Source organism: Comamonas sp. MYb21 (genome assembly GCF_037479395.1).
Classification (GTDB): Bacteria; Pseudomonadota; Gammaproteobacteria; order Burkholderiales; family Burkholderiaceae_C; genus Comamonas.
This window is the reverse complement of record NZ_JBBGZC010000005.1, coordinates 40071-55239: the sequence shown is the minus strand read 5'-3', so window position 1 is coordinate 55239 and position 15169 is coordinate 40071. Positions and strand designations below refer to the sequence as shown.

17 protein-coding genes are annotated in these 15169 nt (G+C 65.7%); 12 read left to right on the top strand and 5 right to left on the bottom strand.

Translation table 11 applies throughout. The features are described from left to right. Positions 1 to 9: 9 nt before the first annotated feature. Complete coding sequence (locus WH367_RS08555) at positions 10 to 1233, bottom strand: LysM peptidoglycan-binding domain-containing protein (protein WP_021026993.1); 1224 nt, start codon at positions 1231 to 1233, stop codon at positions 10 to 12. A 171-nt stretch (positions 1234 to 1404) separates the two neighbouring features. On the opposite strand from WH367_RS08555, the gene def reads away from it, so the two are divergent. The 9 genes from def (at position 1405) to WH367_RS08510 (ending at position 8237) form a co-directional block, all read left to right on the top strand. Continuing rightward, complete coding sequence (gene def / locus WH367_RS08550; RefSeq protein ID WP_312986833.1) at positions 1405 to 1926, top strand: peptide deformylase; 522 nt, start codon at positions 1405 to 1407, stop codon at positions 1924 to 1926. A 55-nt stretch (positions 1927 to 1981) separates the two neighbouring features. Next, positions 1982 to 2452 carry a hypothetical protein gene (locus tag WH367_RS08545; RefSeq protein WP_312986832.1) on the top strand — a complete coding sequence of 157 codons (471 nt, stop codon included), beginning with the start codon at positions 1982 to 1984 and terminating at the stop codon, positions 2450 to 2452. Positions 2453 to 2503: 51 nt separating this feature from the next. Further along, the gene (gene fmt / locus WH367_RS08540; RefSeq protein WP_339535483.1) at positions 2504 to 3487 is read left to right on the top strand and encodes a methionyl-tRNA formyltransferase; all 984 of its coding nucleotides are present in this window, start codon (positions 2504 to 2506) and stop codon (positions 3485 to 3487) included. Next, positions 3484 to 4308, top strand: a complete 825-nt coding sequence (locus tag WH367_RS08535; RefSeq protein WP_021026997.1) for an AzlC family ABC transporter permease — start codon at positions 3484 to 3486, stop codon at positions 4306 to 4308. The genes fmt and WH367_RS08535 overlap by 4 nt, the downstream gene beginning before the upstream one ends. Beyond that, positions 4305 to 4649 (top strand): AzlD domain-containing protein, encoded by a 345-nt coding sequence (locus WH367_RS08530; protein ID WP_021026998.1) that lies wholly within the window; start codon positions 4305 to 4307, stop codon positions 4647 to 4649. The genes WH367_RS08535 and WH367_RS08530 overlap by 4 nt, the downstream gene beginning before the upstream one ends. 129 nt (positions 4650 to 4778) lie before the next feature. Next, positions 4779 to 5972, top strand: a complete 1194-nt coding sequence (locus tag WH367_RS08525) for a phosphoglycerate kinase (RefSeq protein ID WP_339535480.1) — start codon at positions 4779 to 4781, stop codon at positions 5970 to 5972. 173 nt (positions 5973 to 6145) lie between these two features. Then, positions 6146 to 6784: a hypothetical protein gene (locus tag WH367_RS08520; RefSeq protein ID WP_021027000.1), complete on the top strand. Its 639-nt coding sequence runs from the start codon at positions 6146 to 6148 to the stop codon at positions 6782 to 6784. Beyond that, positions 6781 to 7359 (top strand): FlgO family outer membrane protein, encoded by a 579-nt coding sequence (locus tag WH367_RS08515; RefSeq protein ID WP_312986827.1) that lies wholly within the window; start codon positions 6781 to 6783, stop codon positions 7357 to 7359. The genes WH367_RS08520 and WH367_RS08515 overlap by 4 nt, the downstream gene beginning before the upstream one ends. Positions 7360 to 7718: 359 nt before the next feature. Beyond that, positions 7719 to 8237, top strand: coding sequence for a DUF2165 family protein (locus tag WH367_RS08510; RefSeq protein WP_312986826.1), 519 nt, complete (start codon positions 7719 to 7721; stop codon positions 8235 to 8237). Between the two features lie 31 nt (positions 8238 to 8268). On the opposite strand, the gene WH367_RS08505 is transcribed toward WH367_RS08510, so the two are convergent. Then, positions 8269 to 9153 carry a DMT family transporter gene (locus tag WH367_RS08505; RefSeq protein WP_339535476.1) on the bottom strand — a complete coding sequence of 295 codons (885 nt, stop codon included), beginning with the start codon at positions 9151 to 9153 and terminating at the stop codon, positions 8269 to 8271. A gap of 84 nt (positions 9154 to 9237) precedes the next feature. Between WH367_RS08505 and pyrF the strand changes: the two genes are divergently transcribed. Together pyrF and WH367_RS08495 are read left to right on the top strand one after the other, a co-directional pair. Beyond that, positions 9238 to 10059, top strand: a complete 822-nt coding sequence (gene pyrF / locus WH367_RS08500) for an orotidine-5'-phosphate decarboxylase (RefSeq protein WP_339516059.1) — start codon at positions 9238 to 9240, stop codon at positions 10057 to 10059. 162 nt (positions 10060 to 10221) lie between these two features. Further along, on the top strand, positions 10222 to 11208 hold the full coding sequence (locus WH367_RS08495) for a Bug family tripartite tricarboxylate transporter substrate binding protein (protein ID WP_339535474.1): 987 nt from the start codon (positions 10222 to 10224) through the stop codon (positions 11206 to 11208). A gap of 22 nt (positions 11209 to 11230) precedes the next feature. On the opposite strand, the gene WH367_RS08490 is transcribed toward WH367_RS08495, so the two are convergent. Next, on the bottom strand, positions 11231 to 12172 hold the full coding sequence (locus WH367_RS08490; RefSeq protein ID WP_339535472.1) for an EamA family transporter: 942 nt from the start codon (positions 12170 to 12172) through the stop codon (positions 11231 to 11233). Between the two features lie 93 nt (positions 12173 to 12265). Beyond that, positions 12266 to 13465, bottom strand: coding sequence for an NAD(P)/FAD-dependent oxidoreductase (locus WH367_RS08485; protein WP_445228093.1), 1200 nt, complete (start codon positions 13463 to 13465; stop codon positions 12266 to 12268). A gap of 42 nt (positions 13466 to 13507) precedes the next feature. Here WH367_RS08485 and WH367_RS08480 point away from each other — a divergent pair, with 42 nt between their 5' ends. Further along, on the top strand, positions 13508 to 14665 hold the full coding sequence (locus WH367_RS08480; RefSeq protein WP_339535468.1) for a PQQ-dependent sugar dehydrogenase: 1158 nt from the start codon (positions 13508 to 13510) through the stop codon (positions 14663 to 14665). On the opposite strand, the gene WH367_RS08475 is transcribed toward WH367_RS08480, so the two are convergent. Then, positions 14662 to 15123 carry a GNAT family N-acetyltransferase gene (locus WH367_RS08475; RefSeq protein ID WP_339535466.1) on the bottom strand — a complete coding sequence of 154 codons (462 nt, stop codon included), beginning with the start codon at positions 15121 to 15123 and terminating at the stop codon, positions 14662 to 14664. The genes WH367_RS08480 and WH367_RS08475 overlap by 4 nt on opposite strands. Positions 15124 to 15169 lie beyond the last annotated feature (46 nt).

The window sequence follows — 15169 nt, the reverse complement described above, 5'->3', positions numbered from 1 at the left end:
TTACCCGTATCAGGGGCGGTAGTCGGGCGAGATCAGCGAGTCGCCCACCTTTACGCCTTCCTTGGCTTCCAGAATCAGCGCGTAGGACACCTTGTCGAACGTGCGGAACACCATGGCCAGGCCATTGGCCTCGTTGGGCAGCTTGATGACGGTCTGGTCGCTGTCGGTCTTGTCCTTGATGCGCGCGCCGCGCGTCATCAGGCGGAAGACATGGCCGAGCTCGACGCCGTCGGCCTGGCCCCGGTTGATGGCGATCACGTTGTTGCGCGAGGCATAGGCCACGCTGTTGCTGCCATAGATGGACACGACGCTGCCTTGCAGGTGCTCATCGGGCGCATGCGGCACATAGCTGGTGACATTGGCGCGCGGCATCGGCAGCAGCTTGTCGCCGATGCGGATTTCTTCCTTCACCGACGTGATGTCCAGCGATGCGGGCACCGGGTCGGTGTGGGCATTGCCCTTAGCATCCAGCGTCGTCTCCTTGCGCTCACCGGCCATCACCTGGACCTTGCCCAGGTACTGGGCTTCATAGCCCAGCACGGCATTGTTTTCGGGGTCAACCATCGGCACAGCATTGCGGAACACGCGGTAGTACTGGCGCTCCTGGCCCGTCTCCAGCGACTGGTCGGCCGAGCGGCCATAGACGCGGTCGCCGGGCGACAGCAGGGCGCGCTCTTGCGCGGCACCGACCAGGCGCGGGGCTTTTTCGCTCTCGCCAGCGGCCAGCACTTCGGGCTCGACCAGGAAGGCCTCGATGAGGCGCTGGTTGACGGCAGGCAGCGCGGTGCCCGAGAGGCTCTCGCTGCGCACGCGCGGCGAGATGCGGATGACTTCGTCCTCACCCGAGCGCGAGGTGACCAGGCGTGCCATGCCATTGCGGCGCTCCAGGTACAGGGTCTGGCCGGGGTAGATCAGGTGCGGGTTGGCGATGGCCTGCAGGTTCATGCCCCACAGCGCCGGCCAGCGCCAGGGCTGCTGCAGGTAGATGCGCGAGATATCCCACAGCGTATCGCCCCGCTTGACCACGTAGCTCTCAGGCGCATTGGCGACCAGGTCGGCCTCGGGGATGCCCTGCGCCGCCACTTGCTGGGCGGTGCTGCGCTGCTGCGCGGTGACCGGCAACTGCGCGGCCGGGGTGGCGGCCCAGGCACTCATGCCGGCGCAGGCCATGCAGGCGACTGCAACGGCGCTGCTGCGCAGCTGGTGGAACAGGGGCGTGGTGGATGCTCGCATGGCCGGGTGACTCCCTCTCAGTCGCTGGCAGGCCACAGTGGGCCTGCTGTCAATGTTTGTAATTGCCTCTGATTCTCGGGCCAAGCCCTTGATCGATCAATGATTATTGCAAGCCATCTGGGCATTGAAGCGCAAAAGTGGCGAAAATAACGACATTCAAGAGCGAAAACTATGTCTATCCTCCCGATTCTCTGTTACCCCGATCCCCGTCTGCACAAGGTCGCCAAGCCCGTGACCGTGGTCGATGACCGCATCCGTACCCTGGTCCAGGACATGCTGGCCACCATGTACGACGCCAGCGGTATCGGCCTGGCAGCCACGCAGATCGACGTGCACGAGCGCGTGGTGGTGATCGACGTCTCTGAAGAGCGCAACGAGCCCATGACCATCATCAACCCGGAAATCCTCTGGGCCAGCGATGAAAAGCAGGTCGGCGACGAAGGCTGCCTGTCCGTGCCCGGCATTTATGACGGTGTCGAGCGCTCGGTGGCGGTCAAGATCCGGGCACTCGACGAGAACGGCAACAGCCGCGAGATCGACGCCGAAGGCCTGCTGGCCATCTGCATCCAGCATGAAATGGACCACCTGCTGGGCAAGGTGTTTGTCGAGTACCTCTCGCCCCTCAAGCGCAACCGCATCAAGTCCAAGCTGGTCAAGCAGCAAAAGCGCGAGCTGGCCGACGCGAAGGGCTGATATGGGCACCGCGCGATCTTCACGGAGCTGGCTGCCCGGCCGCGCGTGGGGCGCGATGGCGCTGCTCATCCTGTGCGCCGCCCTGGCGGGCTGTGCCTATCCCACCCAGTTCAAGCCCGGCACCCCGCAGCAGGAGGTGCTGAGCAAGCTCGGCCCTGCCAATACCGTCAAAAAACTCGACGGCGGAGCTGAGCGCTGGCTCTACACCACCCAGCCGATGGGGCGCGAGGCCTACCAGCTGCGCTTTGGCGCCGATGGCCAACTGCAGACCACCACCCAGGTGCTGACGGCCGAGAACTTCGGCGCGATCCCGATGGGCCAGTTCAGCGAGCAGCAGCTGCTGCAGGATTTTGGCCCGCCGATGGAAATCACGTCGGTCTGGAGCTTCACGGGACAGGTCTGGACCTACCGATTCTGGGACAATGGCATCAAGCGATTCGCGCATGTGCACATCGATCCGCAAGGTGTGGTGCAAAAGCTGATGTTCATGGATGAGCCTTTGCCCGAGCCCCGCCAGCGCGATTGACAGCCGGTCAGCGTGGCCTGATCGCAACTGGCCTCTTACCTAAAAAAAGACATGAAAGTAGTTTTTGCCGGCACGCCGGAATTTGCCCGTGTGGCTCTCGAGCAGTTGCTGGCCGCCGGTCACGAGGTGCCGCTGGTGCTGACCCAGCCGGACCGGCCCGCCGGCCGAGGCATGAAGCTGCAGGCCTCTCCGGTCAAGCAATGCGCGCTGGCGCACGGTATCGCCGTCAGCCAGCCGCTCAGCCTGCGCCTGGATGGCAAATACCCCGAAGACGCCGCTGCCGCACGCGCGGCGCTGCTGGCCGCCCAACCCGATGTGATGGTGGTAGCGGCCTACGGCCTGATCCTGCCGCAATGGGTGCTGCACTTGCCCGCCAAGGGCTGCCTCAACATCCACGCCAGCCTGCTGCCGCGCTGGCGCGGCGCCGCCCCCATCCACCGCGCGATCGAGGCGGGCGATGCCCAGACCGGCGTCACCATCATGCAGATGGATGCGGGCCTCGATACCGGCGACATGTGCCTGGTCCAAGCGCTGGACATTGCCGCCCAGGACACCACCGCCAGCCTGCACGACAAGCTGGCCGACCTGGGCGGCCGCATGCTGGTGCAGGCGCTGGCCTTTAGCGCCGAGGGCCGCTTGCAGCGCGAGCCGCAACCGGCAGAAGGCATCACCTACGCGCACAAGATCGAAAAGGCCGAAAGCACCATCGACTGGACGCTGAGCGCCGAGCAGATTGACCGCCGTGTGCGCGCCTTCAACCCCTTTCCGGCTGCTTCGACCCGCGTCGGTGATGAGGTGGTCAAGATTTGGGCAGCGCAGCCCGAGCGGCATGCGCCTGCCGATGCGCTCCCCGGCCAGGTGCTGGCTGCGGACGGCCAGGGCATTGTGGTGGCCTGCGGCGAGGGTGCCTTGCGCATCAGCGCGCTGCAGCGGCCCGGTGGCAAGCGGCTGCAGGCGGCCGATTTTCTGCGCGGCCATGCGCTGCAACCCGGCCAGGTGCTGGGTGACGACAGGCTCTCCGTGGCGGCTCCATGAGCCTGCACCACCGGCGCCGCGCCATCGACCACCCCAGTTTCCGTGCCGGCGTGGTCGACATGTCGGGCACGGCCGTGGGCATTGCCGCATGGGCGCTGGTCACCGGTGTGGCCATGGTCAAGGCGGGTATCTCCGCGCCGATGGCCATCTTCATGTCGCTGGTGGTCTATGCCGGCAGCGCCCAGCTGGCCGTGCTGCCGCTGATGGCGATGGGCTCGCCGATGTGGGTGGTCTGGTTCACCGCCGCCTGCGTGAACCTGCGCTTTGTCATTCTGTCGAGCATGTGGCGCAGCTATTTTGCCCATCTGCCGTTGTGGCACCGGCTCTGTATTGGTTACTTCAGCGGTGATGTGATCTTTGTGGCCTTCATGCGCCGCTACACCGCGCCGGTGGCCAAGCCCCAGCAGGTGTACTACTTCTGGGGCGCCTCGTCGCTCAACTTTGTGACCTGGCAGGGCTTTTCGATTGCCGGCATCTTGCTGGCCAATGTGGTGCCGCTGGAATGGGGCCTGGGCTTTGCCGGCGTGCTGGCACTGCTGGGCGTGCTCTATTCGATGCTGATCGACCGCGCCACCAAGGTGGCGGCATTGGTGGCCGCCACGGCGGCGATTGCGGCCTATGGCATTCCGCTCAAGCTCAATATCCTGGTGGCGATTGCCTGTGCGGTGACCATCGGACTTTTGGTCGAGGCGGTGGACCAGCGCGGGCGCAAGCCCAAGATCGTGGTGGTGGCCAAGAACAAACCGCTGCCATCGCCCGGGCCCGAGCAGCCCGACGACGGCACCACGGCCGTGCCCGTGCGTGAGGAGCATGTGCGATGAGCCAGGACGACTGGGATCTGCTCTACCAGCTCACCGCCATCGTGGGCCTGACCGTCATCACCGTGGTCACCCGCGCGTTCTTCATGATTCCGAAGAACGAGCTGCCCTTGCCCGACTGGCTCAAGCGCGGCCTCAAATACGCGCCGCTGGCCGCGTTGATGGCCGTCATTGCGCCCGAGCTGTTGATGGTCAAGGGTGAGCTGACCGACACCTTGCTCGATGCCCGCATTCCGGCGGTGATCTGCGCGACCATCTATTACTTCAAGAAGCGCGGCATCCTGGGCACGATTGTGGTGGGCATGGCGGTCTACCTGCCGCTGCATATCGGCCTGGGCTGGTAAGCCGGGGCTGAGAGACGCAAGCGCGACCCGCTGCTTGGGGCGGGCCAGGCAGGCCTCTACAATGGCGGCCATGCGCAGGCCCTTGCATGGCGCGCGCCCCAGTTTCTAGACTCTTTGGTAGCCATTCCCATGAATATCCTTCGTTTCTCCGACCTGTGTGCCCAAGGCAAGGTGCAAGGCCAACGCGTTTTTATCCGCTCCGATCTGAATGTGCCGCTCAACGACGCCGGCGAGATCACCGAAGACACGCGCGTGCGTGCGTCGGTTCCTGCGATCGAGATGGCGCTGAAGGCCGGCGCCGCGGTGATGGTGACCAGCCACCTGGGCCGCCCCACCGAGGGCGCGTTCAAGCCCGAAGACTCGCTCGCCCCGGTGGCCCAGCGCCTGGCGCAGCTGCTGGGCCGCGAGGTGCCGCTGATCGCTGACTGGGTTGACGGCGTCACCGTGGCCCCCGGCCAGGTCGTGATGCTGGAGAACTGCCGCAGCAATGTCGGCGAGAAGAAGAACCTGCCGGCGCTGGCGCAAAAGCTCGCCCAGCTGTGCGACATCTATGTGAACGACGCCTTTGGCACGGCCCACCGCGCCGAAGGCACGACTTACGGCATTGCCGAGTACGCCAAGATCGCCTGCGCCGGTCCGCTGCTGTCGGCCGAGATCGATGCCATCACCAAGGCGCTGGCCGCGCCGGCGCGCCCGCTGGTCGCCATCGTCGCGGGCTCCAAGGTCTCGACCAAGCTGACCATCCTGCAGGCGCTGTCCAGCAAGGTGGACCAGCTGATCGTCGGCGGCGGCATTGCCAACACCTTCATGCTGGCGGCAGGCCTGAACATTGGCAAATCGCTGGCCGAGGCCGACCTGGTGGGTGACGCCAAGGCCGTGATCGATGCCATGGCCGCACGCGGCGCCGATGTGCCGATTCCGACCGATGTCGTGGTGGCCAAGACCTTTGCGGCTGACGCCGAGGCCATCATCAAGCGCGCCACCGACGTGGCCGATGACGACCTGATCCTCGATATCGGCCCCGAGACGGCCGCCCGCCTGGCCGAGCAGCTCAAGAAGGCCGGCACCATCGTCTGGAACGGCCCGGTGGGCGTGTTCGAGTTCGATGCGTTTGCACATGGCACCGAAACCCTGGCCCAGGCCATTGCCCAGTCGCCCGCCTTCAGCATTGCCGGAGGCGGTGATACCTTGGCGGCCATTGCCAAGTACGGCATTGAGAACAAGATTGGTTATATCTCCACCGGCGGCGGTGCCTTTTTGGAGGTATTGGAAGGCAAGACCTTGCCAGCTTTCGAGATTCTGCAAAAACGCGCGGCAGGCTGAGCTTATTCAGTGGGCAAATGGCGTTTCTAAAGTGTGAGCAAAAACAACAAAATGCGTGGCTCTGCTCGCACTTTAGATCGTTTCACTTGTCTTGGTAGCACCACATCTACAACAATGGATGCAAGCCTGGGCGGGTGTTGGCCCGTCGGCTATCTAATTCCGAGGAGGGAAACATGGCTTTGAAAAAGACCATCGGAGCGGCGGCGCTGGCAAGCGCCGTGCTTGCGTTGACGGGTTGCGCGGTAGAGGCGCCCGTTCCATACGGCGCCAACTATGCACAACCAACCCAGATGAAGGTGCGCGCTGCGGGCCACTGGGACCTGATGGCCAGCGACGTGGTGGCCGACACGCTGGCCACCCTGGAGCGCAATGGTCTGAACGCCAAGACGCCTTTGTATGTGGCCCTGCCACAGAACGCCAGCGCCTTTGACAGCGTGTTCCACGACCTGGTCGTGACCAAGCTGGTGCAGCACGGCGCATCGGTCTACACCACCCCCGGCCAGCAGCTCGAAGTGAGCTACGACGCCAAGGTCGTGCACCACAACCTGCAGCAAGCGGGCAACTGGGCCTATGAGGGCGACAACGGCCAGGTCGTCGCCGGCGTGAGCCCGACCATCGGCACCGACTACCAGGCCGCCACCATCGCAGGTGCCCCGGCGTACTCCGAAGTGCTGCTGACCACCACGGTGCTGCGCCAGGGCCAGTATGTCGCGCGCAAGTCCAATGTCTACTATGTTGACAATGCCACCGTCGGCCAGTTCGCCAAGACCGAAGCCTACCGCGCCGTCAACATGAAGGTGGTGGGCAAATGATGCAGCGTCTGACCACCCTGGCCGCTGTGGCCTCTGCCGCTGTGCTGGCCGGTTGCGCCAGCTGGACCGATCCTGCCCAGCCCGTGAGCACGGTGCGCAGCGAGCCGACCTACCAAGCTGCGGACGCCAGCGTCTTCCTGGCCAACAGCCAGGATGCGATCAACAAGCTGACCGCCTCGGTCGCTCCCCAGTCGACCGGTACCGGCCCTGTGCTGGTGGCCACCGTGGTCAATGTGAACAACATGGGCGCCTCGTCGCCACTGGGCCGCACCTTGTCCGAGATCTACGCCAACCAGATGGCCGCCCGGGGCTTCCACGTCAAGGAAGTCAAGCTGCGCACCGATCTGTATGTGCGCGAAGGCACCGGCGAGCTGCTGCTGTCGCGCGAGATGCGTGACATTGCCCGCAGCCAGAACGCCTCGATGGTGCTGGTCGGCACCTTCTCGCCGGCTGCCAACTTCACCTACGTCAGCCTCAAGCTGGTGCGTACCGAAGACAGCCGCATCCTGTCGGGCTATGACTATGCCTTGCCCAATGACCGCGATGTGACCCGTCTGCTGAACGCGCCTCGCTGATCACCCCCCCCCCCCGGGCCGCCGCCCGGTTGGAACCAAGAACGCACTCCCCTCGGGGCCGTGCGTTTTTTTATGGCCGGAGCGGCCAGCATTGACAGCCTCCACAGCGGGCTGGCAGAATCCAGCCTCCCTCCTGGCGCGACATTCGATCCGGTTGGCCTGCGTGTTTCCCAGGCCCGCTGCCGGCTTCAGGTTTTCCAGTCCCGATCTGCGCGCCTGCGTGCTTTTTGCACACCTCCCCGCCAACTCCGCGTTGGCACACTTTTGATGGATCAGGTGCCGAGCCTTGCTGTTCGGCGCCACGGCATCCGTCTGTCTTTTCCTATCCCTCTCTCACACTCTCACGTCTGGAGCTTCGAATGATGATTCGTCTGTCCAAGTCCGCCCTGGTGCTGGCCATGGCTTTCTTTGCCACCTTGGTGGCTTTTGGCAATATCACCGACTACGCCACCAACTTTGCCTTTGTGCACCATGTGTTCCTGATGGACACCACCTTCCCGGGCAACGGCATCCTGTACCGCGCCATCGATGCGGAATGGATCCACCACCTGGGCTATGCCGGCATCATTGCGCTGGAGACGCTGACGGCGCTGCTGTGCTGGGTCGGCGGCAGCCAGCTCTTGCGCGCCCGCCATGCCGATGCGGCCGGTTTTCGTGCTGCCAAAAAATGGGCGATTGCCGGGCTGACCCTGGGCTTTCTCACCTGGCAGGTGGGCTTTATGTCGGTGGGCGGTGAGTGGTTTGGCATGTGGATGTCCAAAGAGTGGAATGGCGTGCCCGATGCCTTCCGCTTCTTTATCACCCTGCTGCTGGTGCTGGTCTACCTGACGATGGACAACGACAGCCTGGCCTCGCCCACGCAGTCCGCAGGCCGCTGATACCCGCGGCCTGGCCTCGCCTCGTGCAGGCTCAGCGGCGCGCCCGGCTGGGCCAGAGCACCGAGGCGATGGCCAGCACCATCAAGGCCACCGCGGTCCAGTCCTGCCAGTGCAGGATCTCGCCCAGCCACCAGGCGCCGCTGAAGACGCCCAGCACGGGGATCAGCATCACACTCAGGGTGGAGGCAAGCGGCGGCAGGGTGCGCACCAGAAAGAACCAGGCCACCTGGGCAAAGCCGATCACCAGCACCGCATTGAACAGGATGGTGCCCCAGGCGACGGGGTCAGGCGCATGCCAGCGCGGGCGCTCCAGCAGCGTGGCCAGCAGGCACAGGCAGCCGGTGGTCATCACCGTCATCCAGAAGGCCAGGGTCAAGGTGGGCGCCGGGATGCGGGTGCGGCGCAGCAGCTGGGTGCCCAATGCCCAGCTGGCCGCTGCCAGCAGCATCAGCGCCACGCCGGTGGGCTTGCCGCCCAGCTTGTCCATCTCGTTCCACAGCAGCAGCAATACGCCGCCAGCGGCAGCGGCCACGCCCAGCCAGGCGCGCGGCGGCAGCCGGTCGCTGAAGAACAGCGCGCCCAGCGCTGCTGAAAAAATAGGCATGGTATAGCCCAGGATCGCTGCCCGGCCGCTGGGCAACAGCGGAATCGCCACGATGATCAGCGTGTGCCACATCACCATGTTGAAAAAGCCCAGCACCACGAGTGGCCCCCAGTAGCGGCGCTCCAGCCGGAACGGCACCTTGAGCACCAGCAGGCCCAGCGCCAGCAGCGGCAGGCCGATCAGCATCGACAGCGCGCGAAAGCTCAGCGGCGGGAAGTGCTGCACCCCCGTCTTCATCACCGGCCAGTTCAGCCCCCAGACCAGGGTCAGCAGGCACAGGATCACCAGTTGTTGTCTCGACAGGGTAGGCATGGGGCGCGATTGTGCCTGCAATCCCCGTGCGACGCAGTCAGCTCTGCGAAGGCCCTGGCACGGCCAGCTTTTACAATAGCGCCCATGCCTTTTATCGACCAGCTGCGCGCCGCAGCCACCCAAAACAACTCCATGCTGTGCGTGGGCCTGGATCCGGAACCCAGCCGTTTTCCCGCCGCGATGCGCGGCGATGCCAGCAAGATCTATGATTTTTGCGCAGCCATCGTCGATGCCACCCATGACCTGGTCAACAGCTTCAAGCCGCAGATCGCCTATTTTGCAGCGCACCGCGCCGAGGACCAGCTGGAAAAGCTGATGGCCCATATGCGCCGCGTGGCGCCCCAGGTGCCGGTGATTCTCGATGCCAAGCGCGGCGACATCGGCTCGACCGCCGAGCAGTACGCCAAGGAAGCCTTTGAGCGCTACGGGGCGGACGCGGTGACCTTGTCGCCCTTCATGGGCTTTGACTCCATCACGCCCTACCTGAAGTACGAGGGCAAGGGCGCCTTCCTGCTGTGCCGCACCTCCAACCCCGGTGGGGACGACCTGCAGGCCCAGACCCTGGCCGATGTGCCCGGCCAGCCGCAGATGTTCGAGCATGTGGCGCGCCTGGCCCAGGGCCCCTGGAACACCAATGGCCAGCTGGGCTTGGTCGTCGGTGCCACCCGCCCGCAAGAGATCGAGCGCGTGCGCGCCGTCGCCCCCCACCTGCCGCTGCTGATTCCCGGCGTCGGTGCGCAGGGCGGCGATGCGGTGGCCACCGTCAAGGCGGCCCGCATTGGCGGCGGCCCGATCATCATCAACTCCTCGCGCGCCATTTTGTATGCGAGCAGTGGCGAAGACTTTGCCAGCGCGGCGCGCGCCGCTGCGATTCAGACCCGCGATCTGCTCAACGCCGTGGACTGAGCGGCCTCCACGCCAAGAACGACAGGGTCCGTGCTGCAGGCTGGCACGGACCCTGCTTCTTTTTCCGGAATAGTGCGGGGGCTTCTTGGGCCAAGACACAATGCGCCTGCCGCTTTTCTTCTGACGCCTTTTCCACCGCCACAAGGACTTCCGATGCTCCCTATGCTTTTCTCTCGCCCGCGCCGGATGGCCTGCCTGGGTCTGCTGGTGCTGGCGGCCAGCATGGCGGCAGGCGCGCAAGCGGCTGCGCATTACCCGAACAAGGCCATCACCTTGGTGATTGCCTACCCGCCCGGCGGCAGCACCGATGCAGTCGGCCGCATGGTCGGCACCGAGCTGGCGCAGCGGCTCAAGCAACCGGTGGTGATCGAGAACCTGGGTGGTGCCGGTGGCGCCATCGGCGCGCAAAAGGTGGCCCGGGCGGCGGCCGACGGCTACACCCTGCTGCTGTCGGCCAACAACGAGATGGCGATTGCGCCGCTGATCAACAAGGCCATCAAGTACCGGGTGTTCGAGGATTTCACGCCCATCAGCCTGGTGGCGACCCAGCCCATGGTGCTGGTTGCCTCGCAGGCCAGCGGCGTCAAGAACACGCAGGAGTTCCTCAGCCTGCTGCGCCAGAACCCGGGCAAGTACAGCTATGGCAGCTCGGGCGTGGGCACGGCCTTGCACATCGCCGGTGAGATGGTGCAGCAGGCCGGCGATGTGGCGATGACCCATGTGCCCTACAAGGGCGTGGCTCCGCTGACCAATGACCTCCTGGGCGGCAGCCTGGATTTTGGCGTGTTTGTGCTGTCCTCGGGGCTGCCGCATATCCGCGCCGGCAAGGTGGTGGCGCTGGGCACGACCGAGGCCAAGCGCTCCAGCGTCACGCCCGATATCCCCGCCTTGGCCGAGACCTCGGCGTTTGCGAGGGTCGATATCAACAGCTGGTTTGCGCTGATGGGCCCGGCCAAGCTGCCCCCGCAGGTGCAAAAGGCCTTGCGTGCGGCCATCGATGACATGCTGCAGTCGCCCAGCTTTCGCGCCAAGCTCGAAGCCAGTGGCAATGTGGTGGCCGCGCCCGGCCAGGACATGGGCGCCTTTTTGAAGGCCCAGGTGGCCAAGTACCAGCAGATCGTCGATACCGCGAAGATCGAGGACCGCTGAGCGCGGTCTCGTTGGGCGCAGCTTAGCGCCGCGCCGCCTGCAGCCAGCGGCCGCCCCAGACCACGACCACCAGCGCCAGCACGACAAACACCGCGCCGGCCCACTGCCAGCCGGTCACCGTCTCGCCCAGCACCAGCATGCCGGTGGTCAGGCCAATGACCGGCACGCAGAGGCTAAAGGGCGCCACCCGGTTGGCGGAGTAGCGCTGGATCAGCCTGGTCCACAGCCCATAGCCGACGATGGTGGCCACCCAGCCCAGGTAGGCGATCGACATCCAGGCCAGCCCGGGAATCTGCTGCCAGGTCTCTGCCTGCAGCCACTTGCCGACGCTGCCCTCGTCCAGTGCGGCGCTCAGCCCGATGAAGGGCAGAATCGGCATCAGGCTGCTCCAGGCAATAAAGCTCACCGGGTCGTAGCGGGCGTTTTCCTTTTGCGCTAGGCGCACCACCACGTTGGAGCAGGCCCAGGATGTGGCCGCGCACAGCACCAGCAGCAGGCCGGCCAAGGTGGTGCCACCAGCGCCATTGCTGCGCAGCTCATTGATCAGCAGGCAGGCCAGGCCGAGCGCCGCAATGCCCATGCCGGCCACCAGTGGGCGGCCGGGCCGCTCGCGCAGCAGCACCCAGGTCCAGACCGCGGTGAGAAACACCTGGGTCTGCAGCACCACGCTGGCGAGCGATGCCGTCATGCCTACCTTGAGCGCGGTGAACAAGAAGCCGAACTGGCCCACGCCCTGCAGCAGGCCAAACAGCACCACCCAGCGCCAGTGCACGCGCGGCGGCTTGATGAACAGCACCAGCGGAAAGGCCGCGCAGAGGTAGCGCAGGGCGCCCAGCTCGAACGGGGTCAGGCTCTGCAGGCCCCATTTCATGATGACAAAGTTGATGCCCCAGACCACCACCACGACCAGCGCCAAGGCGAGGTCCGTAGGGCGAAAGGGGACAGGGGAGCTGGAAGCGGACATGGCTGGAGGCGCTGGTGTGCGCAGCGCCGGATGTTATTCAAGGTTTTCCAGCAGTGTGCCAGCAAGCGCAGCTGCGTGCTCGCGCTGCGCTATTCAGCGCAAATGGCGCGTGGGCGACAGTGCTTCAGGCTGCACACCCTGGCTGGCCAGCGCCGGGTCCAGCGGCTCCTGCAAGGCCAGGTTGCGCGCCAGCAGGCCGTAACCATAGGCGCTCTGGATGCCGTAGCCGCCTTGCGCGGCCACCCACAGAAACTGCGGCGCCTGGCCATCCCAGCCGATCACCATCTCGCCATCGGCGACAAAGGAGCGCAGGCCCGCCCAGCTGTGGCTGGGGCGGCGGATGTCGAAGTGGCTGGCCTGCATGATGCGGTCAATGCCCTCGGCAATGTCCAGCATCTCGGGCTGCACATCATGCGGGTGGGTGGCATCGGCATTGGCGGGCGAGCCCAGCAGCTGGCCGGCATCGGGCTTGAAGTACCACTGCTCACCAATATCGATGACGGCCGGCCAGTGCTGGCCATCCATGCCTTCGGGCATCGCAAAGGTAAAGGCGCTGCGGCGCTTGGGTGTGAGGCCAATGGCGGCCGCTCCAGCCATCTGGCCCAGTTCATCGGCCCAGGCGCCGGCGGCATTGACGACATGGCGCGCCAGCAACTGGCGGCCATCGGCCAGGCCGATCTGCCAGTGGCCGGCGCTGGCATCCCAGTGCAGGCCCTGCACCTGGGCGTCGTTCCACAGCTGGCCGCCACGCCGGCGCATGCCCTTCAAAAAGCCCTGGTGCAGCGCATGCACATCGATATCGCGGGCGCCATCGTCGCTAAATCCGGCTTCCAGCACCTCGGTGTTGAGCGCCGGCAAAAAGGCTTTCAGCGCGGCCTTGTCCAGCCAGCGGGCGCCGGGCGAGTGCTGGCGCGCCTCGTCGTAGGCGGCTTGCAGCGCGGGCAACTGCGCGGGCGTTGCCACATACAGCACGCCCCGGGGGCTGACCAGCGCATGCTCGGCAAAGTCGGCCGGCGGCTGCTCGTAAAACTGGCGGCTGGCGCGGGTGAGCGCCTGCACCTGGGTGGGGCCATAGTGCTCCTCAAACAGCGCGGCCGAGCGGCCAGTGGTGTGGTAGCCGGGCTGCGATTCCTGCTCCAGCACCAGCACCTGGGCGCTGGCAGCCAGGTGCCAGGCGGTGGCGCTGCCGGCCATGCCGGCGCCGATCACGACAAAATCCCAGACTGCCGGGCTGGCGGCGGCAGAAGCGGATGCGCTAGGGGAGGCCGAAGGGGAACTGTTGGGGGTTTCCATGGTCAGCATGGTAAGGTCAGAGGCACTTCGCAAAGGGCAAACATGAGACAGAAACAAGCACGCAAGGGTTTTTATTCATGGGCGCTGGGCGCCAGCGGGCTGATGGCCATCTGCGCCGCCAGCACGGTGCAAGCGCAGACGGCGGCGCCCGCGCTGCCCAAGCCCACGGTTGTGGGCAGCGGTTACCTCAACCCCTGGGCCATCGCGCCCTTGCCGGACAAACGCTTTTTGCTGACCGAGCGCAGCGGCAAGCTCTGGCTGCTCGATGCCGATGGCCGCAAGCAGTCCGAGCTGCAAGGCGTGCCCAAGGTGGTCGATGCCGGCCAGGGCGGCCTGCTCGATGTGGTGACCGACAGCCAGTTCGCCAGCAACCGCCGCATCTATTTTTGCTTCAGCGAAGCCGGGCCCCAAGCCGGCACCAACAGCACGGCACTGGCCACGGCGCGTGTTGCGGCCAATGAGCGCCAACTGGAAGACGTCAAAGTGCTGTTCAGCCAGCGCCCCAAGGCCAGGAGCAATGCCCACTTTGGCTGCCGCATCGCCCAGACGCCCGATGGCAACCTGTTCCTCAGCCTGGGGGACCGCTTTTCGCAGCGCGACGATGCCCAGACCCTGAACAACCACCATGGCAAGCTGGTGCGCATTGCCAAGGATGGCAGCGCTCCCAAGGACAACCCTTATGCAGGCCGCCAGGATGCGCTGCCCGAGATTTACAGCTACGGCCACCGCAACAGCCAGGGCCTGGCCGTCGCCGCCGATGGCAGCCTGTGGCAGCACGAGCATGGCCCGCAGGGCGGCGACGAGATCAACCGGCCCCAGCCGGGCAAGAACTATGGCTGGCCGGTGATCACCTATGGCGAGGAATACGGCGGCGGCAAGATCGGCGAAGGCACGCAAAAGGCCGGCATGGAGCAGCCCTTGCACTACTGGGTGCCCAGCATTGCGCCTTCGGGCATGGCCTTTGTCACGAGCGACCGCTATGGCCCGGCCTGGAAGGGCAGCCTGCTGGTGGGCGGCCTCAAGTCGCGTAGTGTCGCCCAGCTGGCGGTCAAGGACGGCAAGGTGACGGGCGAGAAACGGCTCTACGAATCGCTGGGCGAGCGCATCCGCGATGTGCGCCAGGGCGCCGATGGCCTGGTCTACCTGCTCACCGATGGGCCTGATGGCAAGCTGATTCGGCTGGAGCCCTCGGGCACTTAAAGCTTGCGCTTGAAACCCAGATGGCTGGGCACAAAGCCCAGCTTTTCGTAAAAGCGGTGGGCATCGGCCCGGCTTTTGTCGGTGGTCAGCTGCACCACCGTGCAGCCCCGCGCGCGGCACTGCGCCACCGCCCATTCCAGCATCTGCTGGCCCGCGCCGGCGCCGCGCAGCTGCGCGGCAATGCGCACCGATTCGATCTGGCTGCGCCAGGCCCCCGTGTGTGACAGGCCGGGCACAAAGGACAGCTGCAGCGTGCCCACCACTTGCCCGTCCAGCTCGGCCACCACCAGGCGCTGGTTGGTATCGGCGCAGATCGCGGCAAAGGCCGCGATATAGCGCGCATCGGGCGGGTCGGCCAGCACCTCGCGCTCGCGGCCCAGCGCATCATCGGCGAGCAGCGCAATGATGGCGGGCAGATCGGCCAGGGTTGCGGTGCGGAAAGTCAGGTTTGCTGGCATGGCTGCAGTGGGGATGGACTGGTTCGTTGACGCGCGGCAAGCTGCC

Bases quoted from the DNA above. Each gene is read 5' to 3' on its own strand.
- WH367_RS08555 (WP_021026993.1), bottom strand. From the start codon at position 1,233: ATGCGAGCATCCACCACGCCCCTGTTCCACCAGCTGCGCAGCAGCGCC.
- def (WP_312986833.1), top strand. From the start codon at position 1,405: ATGTCTATCCTCCCGATTCTCTGTTACCCCGATCCCCGTCTGCACAAG.
- WH367_RS08545 (WP_312986832.1), top strand. From the start codon at position 1,982: ATGGCGCTGCTCATCCTGTGCGCCGCCCTGGCGGGCTGTGCCTATCCC.
- fmt (WP_339535483.1), top strand. From the start codon at position 2,504: ATGAAAGTAGTTTTTGCCGGCACGCCGGAATTTGCCCGTGTGGCTCTC.
- WH367_RS08535 (WP_021026997.1), top strand. From the start codon at position 3,484: ATGAGCCTGCACCACCGGCGCCGCGCCATCGACCACCCCAGTTTCCGT.
- WH367_RS08530 (WP_021026998.1), top strand. From the start codon at position 4,305: ATGAGCCAGGACGACTGGGATCTGCTCTACCAGCTCACCGCCATCGTG.
- WH367_RS08525 (WP_339535480.1), top strand. From the start codon at position 4,779: ATGAATATCCTTCGTTTCTCCGACCTGTGTGCCCAAGGCAAGGTGCAA.
- WH367_RS08520 (WP_021027000.1), top strand. From the start codon at position 6,146: ATGGCTTTGAAAAAGACCATCGGAGCGGCGGCGCTGGCAAGCGCCGTG.
- WH367_RS08515 (WP_312986827.1), top strand. From the start codon at position 6,781: ATGATGCAGCGTCTGACCACCCTGGCCGCTGTGGCCTCTGCCGCTGTG.
- WH367_RS08510 (WP_312986826.1), top strand. From the start codon at position 7,719: ATGATGATTCGTCTGTCCAAGTCCGCCCTGGTGCTGGCCATGGCTTTC.
- WH367_RS08505 (WP_339535476.1), bottom strand. From the start codon at position 9,153: ATGCCTACCCTGTCGAGACAACAACTGGTGATCCTGTGCCTGCTGACC.
- pyrF (WP_339516059.1), top strand. From the start codon at position 9,238: ATGCCTTTTATCGACCAGCTGCGCGCCGCAGCCACCCAAAACAACTCC.
- WH367_RS08495 (WP_339535474.1), top strand. From the start codon at position 10,222: ATGCTTTTCTCTCGCCCGCGCCGGATGGCCTGCCTGGGTCTGCTGGTG.
- WH367_RS08490 (WP_339535472.1), bottom strand. From the start codon at position 12,172: ATGTCCGCTTCCAGCTCCCCTGTCCCCTTTCGCCCTACGGACCTCGCC.
- WH367_RS08485 (WP_445228093.1), bottom strand. From the start codon at position 13,465: ATGGAAACCCCCAACAGTTCCCCTTCGGCCTCCCCTAGCGCATCCGCT.
- WH367_RS08480 (WP_339535468.1), top strand. From the start codon at position 13,508: ATGAGACAGAAACAAGCACGCAAGGGTTTTTATTCATGGGCGCTGGGC.
- WH367_RS08475 (WP_339535466.1), bottom strand. From the start codon at position 15,123: ATGCCAGCAAACCTGACTTTCCGCACCGCAACCCTGGCCGATCTGCCC.